The sequence below is a fragment of the Calidifontibacillus oryziterrae genome (assembly GCF_000331575.1).
Classification (GTDB): domain Bacteria; phylum Bacillota; class Bacilli; order Bacillales; family Bacillaceae_J; genus Calidifontibacillus_A; species Calidifontibacillus_A oryziterrae.
Map to the genome: position 1 here is coordinate 610,303 of NZ_KB223527.1, position 19,603 is coordinate 629,905.

Genomic DNA, 19,603 nt, shown 5'->3' on the forward strand with positions numbered 1-19,603 from the left:
CAGATCTAATTTGTTTTATTATGATAGTAAATATTTAATGGTATAGCGAAGAAAACCAGTTACCGTAGCTGCTACAACTCCATAAACAATAACCGCCCCTGCTATTTTAAACATATTATTTGCGATCCCTAATACGATACCTTCACTTTTATGCTCTAGTGCGGCACTTGTCATAGCATTCGCAAAGCCGGTTATGAGAACAATGGACCCTGCACCAGCAAACTGACCAAGCTTATCATAAACACCAAATCCTGTTAATAATGCCGTTAGCAAAATTAATGTTGCAAGTGTGGGATTAATAGCTGTTTTTTCTGTAAAATCAAATAGTTCAATATACATGTTTTGAAGAGCTTGACCAAATAGACAGATCAAACCACCTATAATAAAAGCTTTCCCACCATTTTTGATTATTGAAGGTTTAGGCTGAAAAGGCTTAATTTGTGATAAATAATTTTCTTTTGTAATTTTTTCATCCATATCCTTTCCTCCAATTTTCCAATGGCAAAATTTACGAATGACGTAAAATATCAACAAAATAAACCCAGTGAAACAAAGATCCCAATACTTTTCCTAATACAATTGCCATTAAAAGAAAAATGATTTTTTCTTGTATACCTAATCTTTTCGCTAAGATTGGGAAAACATTTAATACTTCAGTCAATGCCGCAGCAAGCATCCCTACAAAGATCCCATCAGCAAGCCCGATTGGTATTAAGAATAAAGAGGATATGCTATGAATCGTCTCGTTTAAATAAATCCAACAACCTGTTGTTGCTCCAAGTACAACGCTCCATTCGTATGCGCGAATATACTTCATTGTCTTCGTTAATTGAGTCAGTCTAGGGATAATTCCTAGAACGGTAAGAAATGCGACAAACCCCGAACCAACTGCTACCCCTCCTGCAAAACCAACCAAAATGATAAAAAGAATTTCCACAATATCATGGGTCATTACTTAGCCTCTTAATGGTTTCTTTATTTTCCTTGATGATCACATACTGATCTAGATCTTGCTGGTATTTAAACATTTCAACTTCAAGTGGGCTTGGTTCTTCGTTCAAGCGTTTTTTAAAGAGATGATTAAAAAAAATAATCATACCAATACCAAGTCCTAATGAATAAGGAATTTGTAATAGCAGTGGCTTAAAAATTTCCTCTCCAGTAATAATGTAAGCTAACTTTTGATGAACTTGCTGCATCGAAACGTCCTCATGAAAGTTCATGATCGCCATAGCGGAACCAATAAATAATAGAAACCACACAATAGCAAGGAATCCAAACGTATATTTTTTTTTCTTATTTACAACTTCAACAATAGTTTGAGTAGGTCCAACTGTTTGGATGTCGATTGCCGAGTTAAAGCTTTGAATCTTCTGAATAACCTTCATTACATCAATAACAACAATATTCTCATCACTTTCATCAATAAAATAAAGAGGCATATTAATTATTTGATCCCCATTTTCGGTTGTACTAACAATTTGGGCAATATCACCAATCGTTATAGTAGAATGTGGCGAAACCAGCACTCGTTGTCTCATCCGAATGTAAATAGCTTCCTCCATTCTCTACACCTCGCAATATGTTCCCTTTATAGGTTAGTATGCTTGTGGGACACGAGGATCATGCGATTCGTAATGAAGCCAATAATTGGCACAAAAAAGCCACGTAACCATTCACTATCGTTCATTACGTGGCTTTTTGATTTTCAATTGTCTAGCTTTCGCTTTTCTATCGGCTAGCTCCAGCACCTATCCCCTCGGATAAAATTTCTTCCCACAACGAAGTCAAAGGCGGACTTCTTTTGTGGGAAGAGCATTTTTCTGTCGGGGCTGACCAAGGTTGCTTTCGCTTTTCTACCCCATTTGTTCTTTCATTTGTTGAAGTATTTTTTTCTCTAAGCGTGAAACCTGAACTTGGGAAATCCCTAATCGACCAGCAACCTCTGATTGGGTTTGATCTTTATAGTACCGTAAATATACGATTAATCTTTCCCGTTCATCTAATCCTCTAATAGCCTCCTGTAAAGCAATTTTGTCAAACCACTTTGTTTCAGAATGATCTGCAATTTGATCTAGTAAAGTAATCGGGTCCCCATCATTTTCATAGACTGTCTCATGTATTGATGAAGGCGTCCGGCTCGCTTCTTGTGCCAACACAACCTCCTCAGGAGATAATTCAAGTTCCTCAGCAATTTCAAGGACAGTAGGTGATCGACCAAATTTTTTGGTCAAATCATCCTTTAATTTTCTAATTTTATTCCCAGTTTCTTTCAGTGAGCGACTTACCTTTACTGTTCCATCATCTCTGATAAATCGCTGAATTTCTCCAATAATCATAGGCACGGCGTATGTAGAAAATTTCACGTCATATGATAAGTCAAATTTATCAACTGATTTTAATAACCCTATACAACCGATTTGAAACAAATCATCAGGTTCATAGCCCCTGTTAATAAAGCGTTGCACAACAGACCATACGAGTCGCATATTTTTCTGAACAATCAAGTCACGTGCTTCCTGATTGCCTTGTTGGCTTTTCTCTATCAGTTCTTTTATTTCATGATCTTTTAGGTACGTTTCGCTCTTTTGTTTTTTGACCTCCACATCCATAGGCAGATCTCCTTAATTACTTAACGCTTTACTTTTAGTTAAATATTTAGTCATTTTAATCGTCGTACCCATATTTTCATTAGTCTCAACAACCATTTCATCCATGAAGTTTTCCATGATGGTAAAGCCCATTCCAGAACGTTCTAGCTCTGGTTTTGTTGTAAATAGAGGCTGTCTTGCTTCATCTAAATTTCGAATCCCAATTCCCTCATCCTTAATCGTTAAATAAACAGCACCATCATCTAGTGTAACAGAAATGTATACTTGTCCATCTGGATTGTTTTCATAGCCATGAATAATAGAATTTGTAACAGCTTCTGATACGACTGTTTTAATTTCAGTTAATTCATCCAATGTAGGATCTAACTGTGCTATAAAAGCAGCAACTGTAACCCTTGCAAATGATTCGTTCTGACTTAGTGCAGAAAACTTTAATTCCATTGTATTTTCCATTTTAGGCCACCCCCAATGTTTGTAAGGCATATTTTTCATCATCGACTAGGCGAATGATTTTAAATAAACCCGACATATCAAAAAGTCGTTTAATCGCGGGAGAAATAGAGCATACGACCATTTCCCCACCTAGACTTTGAATCTGTTTATAGCGGCCTAAAATGACACCTAAGCCAGAGCTATCCATGAAGGTTAACTCCTGCAAATTCAATACGATGTGTTGAATATTATTTTTTTCAATTTTTTCTGATACCTGTTCGCGCAGATCTTCTGCTGTGTGATGATCAAGTTCACCCTTCAAGCGGATCAATAGCACACTTTCTTTTGTCACTAACTCAATGTCAAGACTCACTTTGAACTCCTCCTAATTGCTGGTCATAGTGAGTCTTTTCTATACCGTTTGAGTAAATTCCTGCTACATGACAAAACTAGTTAAATTCCATTAAAATTCCACATAATTAGCTCGTTTTTTTTGCAAAATCCCCAATTGTTCTTTTAAATAAATGCCACCAAGATGCAACAGCAACTTCTTCCGCAGCAACAATTGGACTTTCTAACAGGATCTTCTCACCCTTCTTTAATAAAAGCTTTCCAATTTCATCACCTTTTTGTATTGGAGCTTCAATGTTCTCATTGATGACAATTTCATGGACAACATCGTCTACAGTTTCACCTTTTTTAGTCAAAATTGAAATTTGTTCAGATGTTACAGCTTCAACCTTTGCTTGACTTCCCTTCGATACAGAAATTTTTACTAGCGGCTGATTGCGATCAAACATTGGATGTGTGCGATATTGACTAAAAGCATAGTCTAACATTTTCGAAACCTGACCATTTCGCTCTTTTGGTGTAGCCGCTCCCATTACAACAGCAATCACTCTCATACCATCTTTCTTCGCCGTTGCCGTTAGACAATATTTGGCTTCACTTGTATAGCCAGTTTTTATTCCGTCTACACCTGGATAAAACTTAACGAGTCGATTGGTATTTACTAACCAAAACTTTTTATCTGTATTTTCACGTAAATAATCTTCATATTTCCCAGTATATTTTGTTATGATGTCATCGTATTTTAACAATTCTTTCGCTATTAATGCCATATCACGAGAAGTACTATAATGTTCCTCAGCAGGTAAGCCAGTTGCGTTTTTAAAACTAGTATTTTTCAATCCAAGCATACGAGCTTTCTCATTCATCATTTCAATGAAGCCATCATTAGATCCAGCAATATGCTCTGCCATCGCTACAGACGCATCATTACCGGATGCAATCGCAATTCCTTTTAACATTTCATCGACTGTCATTTCTTCTCCTGCTTCAAGGAAGATTTGCGATCCTCCCATTGAGGCAGCATATTCACTAGTTCTTACCTTATCATCGAGTTTTATTTGCCCTTCATCAATCGCTTCCATAATTAGAAGCATCGTCATAATTTTTGTCATACTTGCTGGTGGAAGTTTCCTATCAGCGTCCTTTTCATATAGAACTGTTCCAGTATCTCTTTCAATTAGAATTGCTGAAGCGGCTTTATCAGCCAATTCCACTTTTCGCTCTTCAGCAAATCCTGAAAATCCAGACGAAATGTAAATCGAAAATACCAATAAAAAACTTGAAGCTACCTTTTGTAATCGCTTCACATGAATCTCCCTCCTTTTTATCAAGCGGACTAATCATAAATACAAAAACTACATATTGAACATTTTTCCCATAATTTATCTTTTTATACCATTTTTCCCAACCGTTAAATTTATTAATTTTTTATAAAACATTAACCATTTCCTATAAAAAAATAGGTATAAAATGACCAAACAGATCATTTTATACCTATTTCATTAATAGATTTTTCATTAATAGATTGCATCATAAATTAATGGTGGTGGGGTAACTTTTTCATGAGATATTGTAAATGATTTTTCAAGTAACTCAACAACTGTGTGAATATCCTCAGCATTACTATGGATAGTTACCAATGATTCTCCCTTTTTAACCAAGTCTCCTATCTTCTTATGCAAGACTAGACCAACTGCTAGATCAATCGTTGAATCCTTTGTTGCCCGACCGGCGCCTAAAAGCATGGCTGCTTTACCAACCTCGTCAGCAACAATATTGGTTATCCAACCGTCTTGACTTGCCTCAAATTTATATTGAAATGATGCACTTGGAAGTTTCTGAAGATCTTCAACTACTGAAGGGTCCCCACCCTGTGCTGCTAAAAATGTTTTAAATTTATCTATTGCTTTCCCTGACTGAATGGCTTCCTCTAATAAATTCCTTGCCTCTTCGAGAGTTTTAGCCTTTTCTGCTAACAACACCATATTGCTTCCTAACGTTAAACACAGTTCTTGTAAATCAAGAGGACCTTCACCCCGTAGTGTTGCAATAGCTTCCTTTACTTCTAATGCATTTCCGATTGCATATCCTAACGGCTGACTCATATCAGAGATGATTGCCATTGTTTTTCGACCAACATTATTCCCAATCTCAACCATTGCTTGAGCAAGCTCTTTCGCATCATCTAGGTCCTTCATAAATGCACCTGCACCCGTTTTCACATCCAGAACAATCGCATCTGCACCTGCAGCGATTTTTTTGCTCATAATCGAACTAGCGATTAACGGTATTGAATTAACAGTAGCCGTTACATCACGAAGACTATACAATTTTTTATCTGCCGGGGTCAAGTTTCCACTTTGACCTATAACTGCAATTTTGTTTTTATTGACAAGATCGATAAAATCCTTATTGCTTATTTCTACATGAAAGCCGTTTACTGCTTCTAGTTTATCAATCGTGCCGCCAGTATGTCCTAAACCCCGACCAGACATTTTTGCAACGGGTACACCAACAGAGGCAACAAGAGGAGCTAACACTAATGTCGTTGTATCTCCTACTCCACCGGTTGAATGTTTATCAACCTTAATTCCATCAATAAGTGACAAATCAATTTTATCACCTGAATTAACCATTGCCATTGTTAAGTGTGCTCGTTCTATATTTGTCATCCCTTTAAAATAGATAGCCATTGCCAAAGCACTCATCTGATAATCTGGTATTGTATTGTTCGTGTACCCATTAATAATGAAATCAATTTCTTCCTTTGTAAGTTCTTTACCATCACGCTTTTTTTGAATTAAGTCAACCATCCTCATATGAATAACTCCTTCACAGCTTAGCTTAAATAGCAGTAATTATTTCTTTCACAAGGCTAATAAACTTAGGTTTTGTCCGATTGGCAACTTCTACAACTTGTTCATGGGTAAGTGGTTCTAACTCTTCACCAATTGCCATGTCTGTTACACACGAAATTCCTAATACCCTCATCCGCATATGACTTGCCACAATTACCTCTGAGACAGTTGACATCCCAATCGCATCCCCACCAATGTTGCGAAGCATAATTGATTCAGCTGGAGTCGAATAAGTTGGACCTGAAATCCCAACATAAACTCCTTGCTTAACATCAATATTAAGCTTCACAGCAACTTCTTTTGCTAGATTTACTAACTCTGGTGTATAGGCACGACTCATGTCCGGAAAACGTGCCCCTAATTCGTCTTCATTTGGACCAATTAATGGATTATATCCTGTCATATTTAGATGGTCCGTTATGATCATAAGATCACCTGGTTGGAAGCTAGAATTCATACCACCACAGGCATTTGTAACAATTAATGTTTCAACACCTAATCCCTTCATAACACGAACGGGAAAGGTTACTTGCTGCATCGAATAGCCTTCATAATAGTGAAACCGACCTTGCATTGCAACAACGGTTCTGCCTTGAAGTGTTCCGATAATTAATTTCCCTGCATGCCCTTCTACGGTTGATACAGGGAAATGAGGTATGGCGGAAAAATCAATTTTTACGGAATCTTCTATTTCCTCAGCTAATTCACCTAACCCGGATCCTAAAATTAATCCTATAGATGGCTTATTTGGCGCTTGAGTTTGAATATATGCAGTAGCTTCCTTCATTTTTGATAAAATGTTTTCCATTTTATTAACCTCCTTTTCAACCTATAGTGCTTTAACGATTCCTTTTACCAACGTGAGAAATTGTTGTTTCACTTTTTCCGTCGTTTCAATCACTTCTTCATGGGACAGAGGCTGATCTAAGATTCCTGCCGCCATATTAGAAATACAAGAAATACCTAATACTTCAATGCCAGCATGTCTAGCAACAATAACCTCGGGAACGGTGGACATACCAACACAATCGCCCCCTAATATTCTTGTCATACGTATTTCTGCAGGCGTTTCATAGCTGGGGCCAGTATTTCCAAAATAAACTCCTTCTTTAATAGGAATATTTAAGCTTGCCGCAACCTGTTTTGCTACAGTCCTTAGCTTTCCTGAATAAGCTTCGGACATATCAGGAAAACGGACACCTAATTCGAGATCGTTAGGACCGATTAATGGATTTTGCCCTGTAAAGTTTATATGATCTTTAATAATCATTAAATCACCTGGCTCAAAGGACGTGTTTACACCGCCAGCTGCATTCGTAACAATTAATTTTTCAACACCTATTGCTTTCATAACGCGTACTGGAAAAGTGACCTTATCAAGGGAATATCCTTCGTAAAAGTGAAATCTTCCTTGCATTGTTATAACTTGAATGCCTTGAAGTTTCCCAATCACTAGCTGTCCCTTATGACCTTCAACAGTTGAAACAGGAAATTCTGGAATTTCCTCATATGGTATATTTACGGGATTTTCAATTTCTTCAGCTAACACTCCTAACCCTGATCCTAAAATCAAGCCAACCTTTGGGGCATCGTTTATTTTTGATTGAATATATGTAACTGCTTTCTTAATCGATTCATTACTCACTTTATTTTGTTTCATTTTATTTTGACTCCTTTTTAAATCTAAATTAATTTTAAGAAGCTTGTCCCATATTTAGGCATCGACACACCAAAATTATCAGCAATTGTTGCTCCAATATCAGCAAATGTTTTTGAAATTGGCAGTTCTTTTCCGACAGTAATTCCCTTATGATAAACAAGAAGAGGTACATACTCTCGCGTATGGTCTGTACCATGGTGCACTGGATCATTTCCATGATCAGCAGTAATCATTAACAAGTCATCTATTTTCATTTCCTGTAGGACTTCTGTTAAGCGCTCATCGAATTCCTCTAGTGCTTTTCCGTAACCACGAGGATCTCGGCGGTGGCCAAAATTCGCATCGAAATCAACTAGATTTAAAAAACTAATGCCGGAAAAATCCATTTTGAATGTTTGCATTAACTTATCCATACCATCCATATTTGATATCGTTCGTAACGACTTGGTAACCCCTTCACCATCATAAATATCGGATATCTTTCCAACAGCAATTACATCAAAGTTTGAATCTTTTAATTCATTCATAACAGTTCGTCCAAAAGGCTTTAACGCATAATCATGGCGATTTGCTGTTCGTTTTAAGCTATCCGGTTCTCCAATAAATGGCCGTGCGATGATCCTGCCTACCATATATTTTTCGTCTAATGTTAACTCACGGGCTGTCTCGCAAATTTGATATAACTCATCCAATGGTACAACATTCTCATGAGCCGCAATTTGCAGGACTGAATCTGCTGAAGTATAAACAATAATACTACCTGTTTCAATATGCTCCTTACCAAGCTCCTTAATAATTTCAGTTCCTGAAGCTGGCTTATTTCCAATTACCTTTCGTCCTGTTTGTTTTTCAATCTCTTGAATTAATTCAGCTGGAAATCCGTTTGGAAATGTGCGAAATGGTTTGTCAATGTATAGACCCATTATTTCCCAATGTCCTGTCATCGTGTCCTTTCCAACAGATGCTTCCTGCATTTTCGTAAAATGCGCCAATGGATTAGATGCTTTCGGTACACCTTTTATTTCTTTTATGTTACTAAGACCGAGTTTTGCCATATTTGGCATATATAATCCATTCATATATTCAGCTATATGGCCGAGTGTGTCAGCTCCCTTATCGCCAAAGCTTTCTGCATCAGGCGCTTCTCCGATTCCAACAGAGTCCATAACTATTAGAAAAATTCGCTTAAATTTCATTTGTATTCCCCCTCGTAGACAATAATCCTCCCAATGTAATTTGCCCAAGTGTTGGTTTTTAAACTCCTTCCTTACTCACCATTTTGATAATAATACAGTAACCGTTCAAACCATGTTGTTTCCTCGTGGTGCGCTCCACCTGATACTTTAAGCGCTCCACCATCCGGCTCATCGTAGCGGTGATATTGCTCGTATTCTTGATTAATCCACAAAATCCCATAATAAAAAAGGAGTGTACAGCCTGTAAATAATATAAAAACTTTAACTGTATCATAGACTACTCTTACAAAAGAACTCATATCTCATCCTCCACAAACTTTAAAAAGTCGCTCGATGTACAACCTCTATTAAAAAGATATGTCAAGAATGAGAAATTTTATACATGAAAGAAATTGCTGGAAATTGCCTATCTTTAAGGTATCGAAATAATTTAAATTTGTAAATATAAAGAAAACTTGATTGGCGGGCCATAAAGGCAAGGAGCCTACCCACTATTTTGGGGTAGACTCCTTTTGAATGAACATATAAAGTTCTGTTAGAATTTCGTTTTATTTTCAATAAACTCCTTCAACTGTGCGATTGGAAGACGCTTTTGTTCCATTGTATCACGATCACGAACTGTTACCATATTATCCTCTTTGGAATCAAAATCATATGTTATGCAGAAAGGAGTTCCTATTTCATCATGACGACGATATCGTTTCCCAATAGAACCAGACTCATCAAAATCAACCATGAAATGATTAGAAAGCTCTGCAAATATAGAACGCGCATCATCAGACAATTTCTTTGACAGCGGTAAAACCGCAGCCTTGTAAGGTGCCAATGCTGGATGGAAATGCATCACGGAGCGTGATGTTCCATCGCTAAGATGTTCTTCATCATAAGCATCGATTAAAAATGCTAATGTTACCCGATCTGCTCCTAACGATGGTTCAATACAATATGGTATAAAACGATCATTCGTTTCTTGATCGTGATAATTAAAATCCTCTCCAGAAAACTGCATGTGCTGTTTTAAGTCATAATCTGTTCTAGATGCAATCCCCCAAAGCTCTCCCCAACCAAACGGGAATTTATACTCAATATCAGTTGTTGCGTTACTATAATGTGACAGTTCATCTGCTGAATGCTCACGAAGACGGATATTTCCCTTTGTCATTCCTAAAGCAAGTAACCAATTTTCACAGAACTTCTGCCAATAATCATGCCACTCTAGTTCTTCTCCCGGCTTACAGAAAAATTCAAGCTCCATTTGCTCAAATTCTCTCGTACGGAAGGTAAAGTTGCCTGGAGTTATCTCATTACGAAAGCTTTTGCCGATTTGCGCGATTCCAAAAGGTAGTTTTTTTCTCATTGTTCGTTGGACATTTTTAAAATTCACAAAAATTCCTTGAGCAGTTTCGGGACGTAGAAAGATTTCATTTGCACTTGATTCTGTTACACCCTGATGTGTTTTAAACATTAGGTTAAACTGGCGAATAGAAGTAAAGTCTTTGCTTCCACAATCTGGACATGAAATTTCATGTTCCTTTATCAAATCTTCCATTTTTTTGAATGGCAAGCCGTCTACAATCATTTCAATGCCTTTTTCGTCCAAAGCATTTTCAATTAATTTATCAGCACGGTGACGTGATTTACACTCTTTACAGTCAATCATTGGGTCATTGAAATTACCTATATGCCCTGAAGCTTCCCATGTTTTCGGATTCATAAGGATAGCAGCATCTAGACCTACATTGTATGGGGAAGCTTGAACAAATTTATTCCACCACGCTTTTTTAATGTTATTTTTAAGTTCAGTTCCTAGTGGTCCATAGTCCCACGTATTGGCTAAACCACCATAAATTTCAGAGCCTGGAAAAATAAACCCCCGATGCTTAGCGGTTGCAACAATTTGATCCATTGTTTTTTCTACTGACATTTCTGACACTCCTCGTAAAATATTAATTGAAAAATAAAAACTCCCCTCCCCAGACTATAACAATAGCCTAGGGACGAGAGTATTCCCGCGGTTCCACCCTAATTGGCACATCCAAAAAAAAGGTTGCGCCCACTTTACTAATCAAAAACTCAAGACTGCCGTTTCACTAAAATCTCTTTACAAGGCTCCCACCATCCCCTGCTCTCTTAAAAAGAGTTTCTTAGTTACTATAGTTCCATCATCGTTTAGGTAATATATTATCTTTTATTTTGGAATTATCATACCAATTTGTACGATAGACGTCAAGATTACCTCGTTAAATAGCTATTCGTTACGAATTACTTCAATGGCATTTGTCGTTTCAACATCACTGATTAAAGAACCTTCAGCTTGGGATTGATTTTGACCACCTTGGTCATTGTTGTCAGGTGAATCAATTTGACCTTGAACATTGATTGCTGCCGAAGTAGAAGTATTTCTTGATTGCTTCAATCCAAAATAGGCATCTAAAATTCTCCGCCCGATTGTTTTATTAACAGCATCTTTATCAGTACTCATCCATGGTACAACAACTGAAAAAGCTACTTCCGGATTATCATGTGGAGCATATCCAACCAAAGTCAAATTGTACGTATTATCACCGTAAAATTCTTTTTTAGGCCCATAGTAACGACTTTGGGCAGTTCCGGTCTTACCAGCAGGACTATAAGGAGCGTTGTAAAATTGCGTATATGCTGTTCCACCTGCTTCTTGGTATACTTGCCGAAACCCTTCCTGAACACGTTTTATATATTTATCATCCATATCAACTCGATTCAATACTTGTGGGGTGATTTGGTACACCACATTTCCTAGCTTTGAGTCATTGCTAGGTTGTCTTATTTCCTTTACAATTAATGGCTTCATTCGGTATCCACCATTCGCAATGGTAGAAATATATTGCGCCATTTGTAATGGTGTATAAGAATCATATTGCCCAATGCTTAAATAAAGTAGTAAACCTGGTTTTGTTTCCGTACCTCTATAACCTGTTGCCTCGTTCGGTAAATCAATGCCTGTTTTTACACCTAAGCCAAATTGACTAAAATAGTACCGCATTGTATCAAAATACTTGGGATTGATATTCAATGCTTCGTTATATCGGTACACCGCATTCGCCATACTTATTGTTGTTTTAAACATATAAACGTTTGAAGATTTTTTCAATGCTGTTAGATCATTAATCCGACCTAGCCTAGTATAAGATCCGGTTAATGGCGTATCTTTAATTTTTATTGGTTCATCATATTGATACGTTCCAATATCAATTGCACCTGTTTGATAACCTGTTAAAATTGTCGCACCTTTTACAGCTGACCCCATTTCATATTGACTTGTCATCGTTCCAATTGAAAAATCCTGAACTTCAACACTGCCATTATTATCAATCAACTGCTTTCCACCTAGCGATAATATTTCCCCTGTTTTTGGATTCATCATCACAACAAAGGCCCTATCCAGCATATAATTCCCGGAATTTTTTTTAGCTTGTAATAGTTCTTCCTCAATGATTTGCTCAACCTTTTTTTGTAATTCCATATCAATCGTCAAAACAAGATCCTGACCACGTTCACCAGAGGATACAGGAACTGTTTCAATAATATTACCAGACTTATCTTTAATATATTTAGTTTCTTCCTTCGTCCCTTTTAATACATCTTCATACTGCTCCTCTATATAACTTGCTCCAATTCTATCATTACGGCTGTATCCTCTTGATAAGTAATAATCTATTTTTTCGGACGGTAATCCGCTTGTTACATTGCCTAATATTGTTTGAAAAGTAGAACCATAATTGTATTTCCGATCCCAGTTTGTCATAATATCTACACCTGGAAGCTCGCCTAAATTCTCGCTAACAACTGCAAATTCCTCTTGAGAAACGTTGTCTTTTATAATATTTATTGTGAGATCATAGCCACGATCAAGTTCACGCTTAATCTTAAAGATTTCTAATTCCTCTGGTGTAAACACGGAAAGATCACTAGCTGTAATCCGTTCAAGCTGAAGCTTATACAATTCACTATCCTCTAGCTCAGCAAATTCTTTTTCACTATATTTTTCTTCCGCCTTTTCAGGGAATTTTATAAGCCAATAATCTTTTAAATCCCGTTCATCCTTATCGGAAATATCATCAATCGGTACTTCAATATATTTCGAAAGCTTAGTCGCCACTTCCAATCGTTCTTTTTGAGTCGTCCCAGGCATTCGGGAATAGACGATGGCATTGACTGGTTCATTATCAACAATAACCCGCCAATTGCTATCAAGAATTCTTCCTCTTGGTACTGGGTTTTTAACAATAATATTCTCTGTTCTTTCTAATTCCTTTTTATATTCCTCGCCATTAACTATTTGGACAACTCCTAATCGTAATATAACAATTGAAAATAAAAGGAAAACCGCAAAAAATAAAAAATTCAAGCGGAATGGTATATGTGATTTCTTTTTTTTCGTTAAATTTTCATGACTTTCCATCATTTTCCATCCTTATCTGTTGCACTGTATTGAATTTATCCCTTTTTTCTCTTAAGCTTCAAAAATATATATGATATAGATCATTATAGCATGTGTACGTAAAATCATTAAGTGTACAACAAAACCAAAAAAATAACCTTGCTAGTATGCCTAGAGTCAAGGTTATTCTAATTTATAATTATAGTAATTACTGGTCATCACTTTTATCTTCATTTTTATGGACACATCTATGACAAATGCCATGAAAAGTTAAACGATGGTCCTTTATAATAAAGTGCCAATCACGTTCAACTATTTTTTCAACATCACCTAATAAATCTTCCTGAATCTCGTCAACAGCTCCGCACTCCATACATACAAGGTGGTGGTGGAAATGTGCTGCACCTTCAGTACGTAAATCATAGCGGGAAACCCCATCACCAAAGTTAATCTTATCAACGATTTTTAATTCTGTTAACAGTTCTAACGTGCGATACACTGTTGCAAGCCCAATTTCGGGAGACTTTTCTTTTACGAGGAGGTATACATCTTCAGCACTTAAATGGTCTTCTTCATGCTCAAGCAATACACGAACGGTTGCTTCACGTTGCGGTGTCAATTTGTAGCTTTGAGAATGCAGCTGCTTCTTTATTCTTTCTATTCTACTTTCCATCGAAAAGACCCCTCCCTCGTATATCAATCTTATTATAATCTCAATGAAAAACTGTGTCAATTTAGAATAATAATTAGGAAGAGATTATAAGAGTTATTATATTGTAATAATTATACTTATTTATATATTATTTCAACAACACTTTTCATAAGAGAAGGAGATACATACGCTTCATAAGTTGACGCAAATCCTACTACCACCAATATTCCTGCCATCGTTAAGGTGTAACGGAAAAAATAAGGTAAAATTGGGTCATTTATTTTTTTTACAAACTGCTGACGAATCATCCTTAATGAAAACGAGATCGATATTGTCCCGACAAAGATAAATAGAGGGACTAAAATAAAATTTTGTGGCATGACGGATACGAACGATAATAAAAAACCATACCATCCCATTTGATTCACCAAAAATCCAACAGTAAACCCGACTACTACCCCTTTTAAAAATAATAGGATTAAGATAATCGGTAATCCGATAATGGATAATCCTAAAATCCACATTAAACCGATATTTTTTACATAATGCATAAAGCTTTGTTTAAACATTAATGTTGAGTTTGCAAATTCACCATTCACAATTTGTCCAAAAAATCGATTTAAATAATAATATAAATCGTCTTTTTGCGAAAAGCTTAAGCTATTAACAATAATAGCCCCGAACATAACCCCTATTAAAAAAAGAATAGTTGTAAATAAGTAAATCGAAGAGTTTTCACGAAAATGCATATTTATTATCGCTTTTAGCTGGCGAGTCATAGATATCCCCCTATTAACCGATAGTAAAATCAAAATCTAGTTATTGTATTCTATGAAATTATCGGAAATCTATGACTTTTATTTTTGGTATGCGTAAATTCTTCATTAGTTTAATTTTTATTAGTTCGTTTTATATTAACTCTTCCGTAGCGGCCACCACCACCCGCAGTTACAGAAAGACTCCCCTTCCTCGCTTGCAAAATGAACTGAGCTATCTGAGGGCCTACAATTTGCTGTAATTGCTGTTCTGGTACAGCATGAATGATATTCATTTCAGTTCCGAAATGATCTCGGAGCTTATTCAATGTTTTTGGCCCAAGCTTTGGAATAAATTCTAATGGAATTTGATGTATATAGGCTGGTCGTTCAATTTTATTATCATTTAAGACGGCTATTTGTTGAACTTGTTTTAATTGTTCAAGCCTTTCATAAACCCCTTGTGTAACTCTTGTATGACCACACTTTGGGCATGGTTGACGATCTATTATTTGTGTTAAGCATTTTTCACATGTCGTCCGATGATACTTCCCAAGCCTAGGGTCTAGTCCATAATTAACTATAATTTTTCTATTTTCTAGATGATGAAGCGCTTTCCCCAGTTCTTCAAAAGTCGGCTCCTGCATCTTTATCACTTGGTATTCCCTTGCAATCTTACCTAATGAATGAGCATCCGAGTTTGAAACAAATGTATAGCGTCGAAGTTCTACTATTTGGTCCGCCATCTCAGTATCAGAGCTTAATCCTAGTTCTATCGCGTCAATTAACATAGGATTTAATGCTTCAGTTAGTGATGATTTTACGCCACTGCCATATAAACTTTTAAATGGTGTGAAAACGTGTGCTGGGATAAACAAACCACCTAGCTGCTTTATTTTCACTTGTAAATTCTCGGCCGTTTCATAAATACGCTGCGTACTTAACGTAATATTTTTCATTCGCTTTGAAAGCCAATCGCTTAATTCATTCATTGTTTCAAGTGTTGGCATATATGCTAAAACATGCATTGGCCCTTGACAATGTTCATCATACACTTCAATTTCAGAGCCTAAAATCAAGGTTACATTCCCGTATCGAAGACCGCCACCTTCTAATTCACTCATCTTGCCATCAGCAAGTAAATTTACGAGCTCTTGCAATACTTCTGGGACGTGACAGTCTATGACACCAATCATATCCATACCTTTTATATTAGAAGCCTCTACTAAAATATTTTCAATTGTTAATGACTTTGCACCTGTAATTTTAACTGGTCGCCCCGTTTGGGTCCGACCAATATGTATATGCAAATCAACAAAGTACTTGTTCATTATTTTTTTATACTCTCTTTCAACTGTAGGTATTGTACGGCATATATTGTTTTTGCATCGAAAATTTTCTTTTCTTCTATTAGTTTCTGGGCTTCTTCAAGAGTTACCTCTACGGCATCTAGAAATTCGTCGTCATCAAGCTGTTGTGTGATGTCTAATCTTTCAAGTTGATCAGTATAAAACACATGGACTATTTCATTTGCGAATCCAGGTGACGTATAAAACGATTGAACTGGCACGATAGAGGTAGAATTATAGCCGGTTTCTTCAGCCAACTCCCTTTTTACACATTCAAGCGGTTCTTCTCCAGGCTCTAACTTTCCAGCTGGAATCTCATAAATAACACGTTCAAGCGGTTTGCGAAATTGGCGAACTAACAGGAGCTTCTTCTCGTCCGTTAGCGCAATGATCGCAACTGCACCAGGGTGCTTTACGATTTCCCTCATACTTTTTTCTCCATTCGGAAGCTCCACTTCCTCCAAATGAACTTTTATAATTCGTCCATTGTATATTTCATTAGTAGAAATCGTTTTTTCTATTAAATGATCCACTTTTTCATCCCCTAATGTTCTATTTTTGATATTTCTATCATAAAGTCTAGCAAAGACATTTGAAAGGAGCTTTTTCATGTTAAAGGTATATGTACAAGCTAACGGATTTAAAATGATAGGCAAAGCAAAAGATATATGCAAAAAGTTAAGAGAGTACGAAAATCGTCATATCACTGTAGTGGATTTTTTAAAAACCAATCAATGTACAGCAAATCATTCACCATATACATTTTTATATGATGGTCATACCTTTACATTATTTACTTATAATAACGAAGTTCATAGGCTAACTAATTATTATTTATTATTTCCTTCTAAAAATAAAAATAATAATAATAAAAATAAGTAATATAAAATTATTGTGGGTATCCATGTACAACATTTTGATAAGAAAGAATTACTTTGTTGAACATGAAACCCACTGTTTGATTTTATATAAGGGAACTTCATTTATAATTACATATACAAACCTGCTAAGAATATACCTAATGCTTCCTCATATATTTCGTCATATTGTGTGAGCGGTAGAGGATTCGTACCTAATCCGAGCTCTACTGTATAGCCTGGGCGGCGCCAATCTTGAATAAACCAATCCTTGTAACCAGCATAGCTATCTACCGTCCTAATTGGGTCGTAGCCACTAACTCGAGCAAATTCTTCAACAATCGTTCTTGCTTCTGGTGGTTCTAAATTTAAAAATCCCCAATAAATAACCTTTCCTTGTGTATGGAAAGCTAATACTCGATCAAAGTCCTTTCTCCTAGTTAACTCCGCCATTGCAATGGTCTCCGGTTCAGTTAACGGGCGTTCTCCTGGATAGTCTCTTGGCGAAGGTTGTTGAGGCTTTCGTGCTTGTTCTATTTCCCATCTAGCCGGGAACTGGTTATTCAGATCAACACCACGAATATTGGCTTTCCAGCCTGAAAAATTCCTGCTCCCGTTGTTAATCTCTACAACCCTACTTCGCCATGGCTCACCCTCTGGTGGTCCATCTATGACAAGATTTACCCCGTCTGGATTCACCATTGGCACAATAGATAAAGATACTAGAGAATAATAGGGATGCATATATAGGCCTCGAATCGGTGTTTGATTTGTCAATGCTAACAAATAGTCATTTAAAAATTGCATGATGACAGGTGTGGTAATCCATTCATTAGCATGAAACGAGCCATTATAATGTACTTTTTTCGCACCATTTCCAATGTTAACTTCAGGAATCGTGCGATTAAGAACAGTGTTGCCAATTGAGGGTATCTGAATAAACGGGTAAACATTTTTCAAACGAACTAGATGATCCATCATAATATCATAATCATATTGTTGCTTCCCTTGAACTATTCTCCAAGTTACCCTTAATGGCACATTAATCGTTTGACCAACTCGAAGTAGTTGCGGATTAATATTTGGATTCACTAAAAGTAAACTATCTAAAGGCAAATTACGGCGACTCGCGATTGCCCACAGTGTATCACCACGAACAATTTGATAATTTGTTATGACAAATCCTGGTATTTTGATCGATTGTCCTATAGAAAGCTGATTTGCCGGAATCCCACGATTGGAATCAATAATGAGCTGGAGTGGAACTTGGAACAATTGGCTATAATACCAATATGAATCACCTCGTCTTACAGTTATATCCATAAAAACAACTCCCTCACTTTTATTAAAAAATGAAACCATTCCTAACCAATTTATGAGGAAAAATATTACTTTATTCTCCATTGTACGAGCTGAAAAATTTACTTTTTTAACTATTTAGTATAAAATATTTATTAATAATAATTATCAATACATACATTAGGAGGAATAGTAAATGTTCGATGTTGTTATCATTGGTGCAGGGCCTTCAGGTGCTAGCGCTGCTTTATTTACTGCAAAAGCTGGAAAAAAAACTTTGGTAATTGATAATGATAAAAGCGTAACAAAACGGGCCTGGATGGAAAATCACTATGGAGTAATGGAAATTTCTGGACCGGATATGATTGAAATTGGAAAAAATCAAGCTGAAAAATTTGGTGCCGAAATCATTCAAGATACAGTTGTTAATGTTGTAAAAGCTGAGTCAGGATTTGTAGTTGAAGCTGAAAATCAAAAATTTGAAGGAAAGCATGTAATTTTTGCAACGGGTATGCTAGCAGATCTAGCGGAGAAGGTTGGATTAAATACTGTTCCAGGAACGGAGCCTCGCGTTAAAACAATTATCGCTGTGGATACTGCCGGAAAAACAAGTATTGATGGCATTTGGGCAGCAGGGACAATCGCTGGTGTCAGTATGCATACGATCATTACTGCTGGTGATGGGGCTAAAGTTGCAATTAATATAATTAGCGAGCTAAATGGTGAACGCTACGTTGATCATGATATTTTAAAAGCTTAAAAAGTAAATTTCTTTTCTACAAATGAAAAACAACGATAATCGCATTGATTTGCGACCATCGTTGTTTTTCTACTTTCTATTTAAACTTCCGCCAATCTAAATCACTTTCACCTAATAGTTCTTCAAATGATTTGTTCTTTTCACGCTGCCTGCGCTCCTCACGCTTACGCTCTTCCTCTGCCTCTTTTTGCTGATCAGCTTCTCGTTTTAGCTGTAGTTGTTTTTCCTTTAGTTTTGCATATACATTTTGATCTAAGTGATCAAGGACACTAATATTATCTTCGTTCTGCTTATTTTTTTCACTTAGCCTTTTCTGCGCTTTCTTTTTTGCCACAATAATCACCTCAAAATTAATTATATCATGTGGTAGATGCGCATTAAACTTATTATAAGTAGCGGTTA

Annotated in this window: 22 protein-coding genes and 1 other annotated feature; of the genes, 2 read left to right on the top strand and 20 right to left on the bottom strand. The window is 36.4% G+C overall.

Annotated elements, in window-relative coordinates:
• Window positions 1–18: 18 nt before the first annotated feature.
• The 18 genes from spoVAC to D612_RS0111705 form a co-directional block, all read right to left on the bottom strand.
• Window positions 19–477: a stage V sporulation protein AC gene (spoVAC, locus tag D612_RS0111620; RefSeq protein ID WP_017755650.1), complete on the bottom strand. Its 459-nt coding sequence runs from the start codon at window positions 475–477 to the stop codon at window positions 19–21.
• A gap of 31 nt (window positions 478–508) precedes the next feature.
• Entirely contained in the window at window positions 509–952 is a 444-nt protein-coding gene (locus D612_RS0111625) for a stage V sporulation protein AB (protein ID WP_017755651.1), read from the bottom strand.
• Window positions 942–1,565: a stage V sporulation protein AA gene (locus D612_RS0111630; RefSeq protein WP_017755652.1), complete on the bottom strand. Its 624-nt coding sequence runs from the start codon at window positions 1,563–1,565 to the stop codon at window positions 942–944. Before D612_RS0111630 ends, D612_RS0111625 begins: the two co-directional genes overlap by 11 nt.
• A gap of 291 nt (window positions 1,566–1,856) precedes the next feature.
• Window positions 1,857–2,612 carry an RNA polymerase sporulation sigma factor SigF gene (gene sigF, locus D612_RS0111635; RefSeq protein WP_017755653.1) on the bottom strand — a complete coding sequence of 252 codons (756 nt, stop codon included), beginning with the start codon at window positions 2,610–2,612 and terminating at the stop codon, window positions 1,857–1,859.
• A gap of 12 nt (window positions 2,613–2,624) precedes the next feature.
• On the bottom strand, window positions 2,625–3,065 hold the full coding sequence (spoIIAB, locus tag D612_RS0111640) for an anti-sigma F factor (RefSeq protein WP_017755654.1): 441 nt from the start codon (window positions 3,063–3,065) through the stop codon (window positions 2,625–2,627).
• Window position 3,066: 1 nt separating this feature from the next.
• Window positions 3,067–3,417, bottom strand: coding sequence for an anti-sigma F factor antagonist (gene spoIIAA, locus D612_RS0111645; protein WP_017755655.1), 351 nt, complete (start codon window positions 3,415–3,417; stop codon window positions 3,067–3,069).
• Between the two features lie 106 nt (window positions 3,418–3,523).
• Entirely contained in the window at window positions 3,524–4,702 is a 1,179-nt protein-coding gene (locus D612_RS0111650) for a D-alanyl-D-alanine carboxypeptidase family protein (RefSeq protein ID WP_017755656.1), read from the bottom strand.
• 210 nt (window positions 4,703–4,912) lie between these two features.
• Window positions 4,913–6,214 (bottom strand): pyrimidine-nucleoside phosphorylase, encoded by a 1,302-nt coding sequence (locus tag D612_RS0111655; protein ID WP_017755657.1) that lies wholly within the window; start codon window positions 6,212–6,214, stop codon window positions 4,913–4,915.
• A 25-nt stretch (window positions 6,215–6,239) separates the two neighbouring features.
• Window positions 6,240–7,061: a purine-nucleoside phosphorylase gene (locus D612_RS0111660; RefSeq protein WP_017755658.1), complete on the bottom strand. Its 822-nt coding sequence runs from the start codon at window positions 7,059–7,061 to the stop codon at window positions 6,240–6,242.
• A 21-nt stretch (window positions 7,062–7,082) separates the two neighbouring features.
• Window positions 7,083–7,913, bottom strand: a complete 831-nt coding sequence (locus D612_RS0111665; protein ID WP_017755659.1) for a purine-nucleoside phosphorylase — start codon at window positions 7,911–7,913, stop codon at window positions 7,083–7,085.
• A 23-nt stretch (window positions 7,914–7,936) separates the two neighbouring features.
• Window positions 7,937–9,109, bottom strand: coding sequence for a phosphopentomutase (gene deoB / locus D612_RS0111670; RefSeq protein ID WP_017755660.1), 1,173 nt, complete (start codon window positions 9,107–9,109; stop codon window positions 7,937–7,939).
• 71 nt (window positions 9,110–9,180) lie between these two features.
• Window positions 9,181–9,408: a YqzK family protein gene (locus D612_RS0111675; protein ID WP_017755661.1), complete on the bottom strand. Its 228-nt coding sequence runs from the start codon at window positions 9,406–9,408 to the stop codon at window positions 9,181–9,183.
• Between the two features lie 236 nt (window positions 9,409–9,644).
• The gene (locus D612_RS0111680; RefSeq protein WP_017755662.1) at window positions 9,645–11,033 is read right to left on the bottom strand and encodes a glycine--tRNA ligase; all 1,389 of its coding nucleotides are present in this window, start codon (window positions 11,031–11,033) and stop codon (window positions 9,645–9,647) included.
• A 66-nt stretch (window positions 11,034–11,099) separates the two neighbouring features.
• Window positions 11,100–11,284, bottom strand: a binding site (T-box leader).
• Window positions 11,285–11,357: 73 nt separating this feature from the next.
• A complete protein-coding gene (locus D612_RS0111685; protein WP_017755663.1) occupies window positions 11,358–13,550 on the bottom strand; it encodes a peptidoglycan D,D-transpeptidase FtsI family protein in 2,193 nt (730 codons plus the stop codon).
• A gap of 187 nt (window positions 13,551–13,737) precedes the next feature.
• Window positions 13,738–14,202, bottom strand: a complete 465-nt coding sequence (gene fur / locus D612_RS0111690; protein WP_017755664.1) for a ferric iron uptake transcriptional regulator — start codon at window positions 14,200–14,202, stop codon at window positions 13,738–13,740.
• 116 nt (window positions 14,203–14,318) lie between these two features.
• Window positions 14,319–14,960: a stage II sporulation protein M gene (gene spoIIM, locus D612_RS0111695; RefSeq protein ID WP_017755665.1), complete on the bottom strand. Its 642-nt coding sequence runs from the start codon at window positions 14,958–14,960 to the stop codon at window positions 14,319–14,321.
• A gap of 110 nt (window positions 14,961–15,070) precedes the next feature.
• Window positions 15,071–16,267 (bottom strand): endonuclease Q family protein, encoded by a 1,197-nt coding sequence (locus D612_RS0111700; protein WP_017755666.1) that lies wholly within the window; start codon window positions 16,265–16,267, stop codon window positions 15,071–15,073.
• Window positions 16,267–16,818 (bottom strand): NUDIX domain-containing protein, encoded by a 552-nt coding sequence (locus D612_RS0111705; protein ID WP_017755667.1) that lies wholly within the window; start codon window positions 16,816–16,818, stop codon window positions 16,267–16,269. The genes D612_RS0111700 and D612_RS0111705 overlap by 1 nt, the downstream gene beginning before the upstream one ends.
• Before the next feature lie 76 nt (window positions 16,819–16,894).
• Here D612_RS0111705 and mciZ point away from each other — a divergent pair, with 76 nt between their 5' ends.
• Window positions 16,895–17,167, top strand: coding sequence for a Z-ring formation inhibitor MciZ (gene mciZ / locus D612_RS0111710; protein ID WP_017755668.1), 273 nt, complete (start codon window positions 16,895–16,897; stop codon window positions 17,165–17,167).
• Between the two features lie 107 nt (window positions 17,168–17,274).
• Here the strand turns inward: mciZ and D612_RS0111715 are convergent, their stop codons facing one another.
• Window positions 17,275–18,465 (bottom strand): M14 family metallopeptidase, encoded by a 1,191-nt coding sequence (locus D612_RS0111715; RefSeq protein ID WP_017755669.1) that lies wholly within the window; start codon window positions 18,463–18,465, stop codon window positions 17,275–17,277.
• A gap of 172 nt (window positions 18,466–18,637) precedes the next feature.
• Between D612_RS0111715 and D612_RS0111720 the strand changes: the two genes are divergently transcribed.
• Complete coding sequence (locus tag D612_RS0111720; RefSeq protein ID WP_017755670.1) at window positions 18,638–19,201, top strand: NAD(P)/FAD-dependent oxidoreductase; 564 nt, start codon at window positions 18,638–18,640, stop codon at window positions 19,199–19,201.
• 76 nt (window positions 19,202–19,277) lie between these two features.
• Here D612_RS0111720 and D612_RS0111725 read toward each other — a convergent pair whose 3' ends face one another.
• On the bottom strand, window positions 19,278–19,535 hold the full coding sequence (locus D612_RS0111725; protein ID WP_017755671.1) for a YqkE family protein: 258 nt from the start codon (window positions 19,533–19,535) through the stop codon (window positions 19,278–19,280).
• Between the last annotated feature and the right edge of the window lie 68 nt (window positions 19,536–19,603).

Bases quoted from the DNA above. Each gene is read 5' to 3' on its own strand.
- spoVAC (WP_017755650.1), bottom strand. From the start codon at position 477: ATGGATGAAAAAATTACAAAAGAAAATTATTTATCACAAATTAAGCCT.
- D612_RS0111625 (WP_017755651.1), bottom strand. From the start codon at position 952: ATGACCCATGATATTGTGGAAATTCTTTTTATCATTTTGGTTGGTTTT.
- D612_RS0111630 (WP_017755652.1), bottom strand. From the start codon at position 1,565: ATGGAGGAAGCTATTTACATTCGGATGAGACAACGAGTGCTGGTTTCG.
- sigF (WP_017755653.1), bottom strand. From the start codon at position 2,612: ATGGATGTGGAGGTCAAAAAACAAAAGAGCGAAACGTACCTAAAAGAT.
- spoIIAB (WP_017755654.1), bottom strand. From the start codon at position 3,065: ATGGAAAATACAATGGAATTAAAGTTTTCTGCACTAAGTCAGAACGAA.
- D612_RS0111655 (WP_017755657.1), bottom strand. From the start codon at position 6,214: ATGAGGATGGTTGACTTAATTCAAAAAAAGCGTGATGGTAAAGAACTT.
- D612_RS0111660 (WP_017755658.1), bottom strand. From the start codon at position 7,061: ATGGAAAACATTTTATCAAAAATGAAGGAAGCTACTGCATATATTCAA.
- D612_RS0111665 (WP_017755659.1), bottom strand. From the start codon at position 7,913: ATGAAACAAAATAAAGTGAGTAATGAATCGATTAAGAAAGCAGTTACA.
- deoB (WP_017755660.1), bottom strand. From the start codon at position 9,109: ATGAAATTTAAGCGAATTTTTCTAATAGTTATGGACTCTGTTGGAATC.
- D612_RS0111675 (WP_017755661.1), bottom strand. From the start codon at position 9,408: ATGAGTTCTTTTGTAAGAGTAGTCTATGATACAGTTAAAGTTTTTATA.
- D612_RS0111680 (WP_017755662.1), bottom strand. From the start codon at position 11,033: ATGTCAGTAGAAAAAACAATGGATCAAATTGTTGCAACCGCTAAGCAT.
- D612_RS0111685 (WP_017755663.1), bottom strand. From the start codon at position 13,550: ATGGAAAGTCATGAAAATTTAACGAAAAAAAAGAAATCACATATACCA.
- fur (WP_017755664.1), bottom strand. From the start codon at position 14,202: ATGGAAAGTAGAATAGAAAGAATAAAGAAGCAGCTGCATTCTCAAAGC.
- spoIIM (WP_017755665.1), bottom strand. From the start codon at position 14,960: ATGACTCGCCAGCTAAAAGCGATAATAAATATGCATTTTCGTGAAAAC.
- D612_RS0111700 (WP_017755666.1), bottom strand. From the start codon at position 16,267: ATGAACAAGTACTTTGTTGATTTGCATATACATATTGGTCGGACCCAA.
- mciZ (WP_017755668.1), top strand. From the start codon at position 16,895: ATGTTAAAGGTATATGTACAAGCTAACGGATTTAAAATGATAGGCAAA.
- D612_RS0111715 (WP_017755669.1), bottom strand. From the start codon at position 18,465: ATGGATATAACTGTAAGACGAGGTGATTCATATTGGTATTATAGCCAA.
- D612_RS0111720 (WP_017755670.1), top strand. From the start codon at position 18,638: ATGTTCGATGTTGTTATCATTGGTGCAGGGCCTTCAGGTGCTAGCGCT.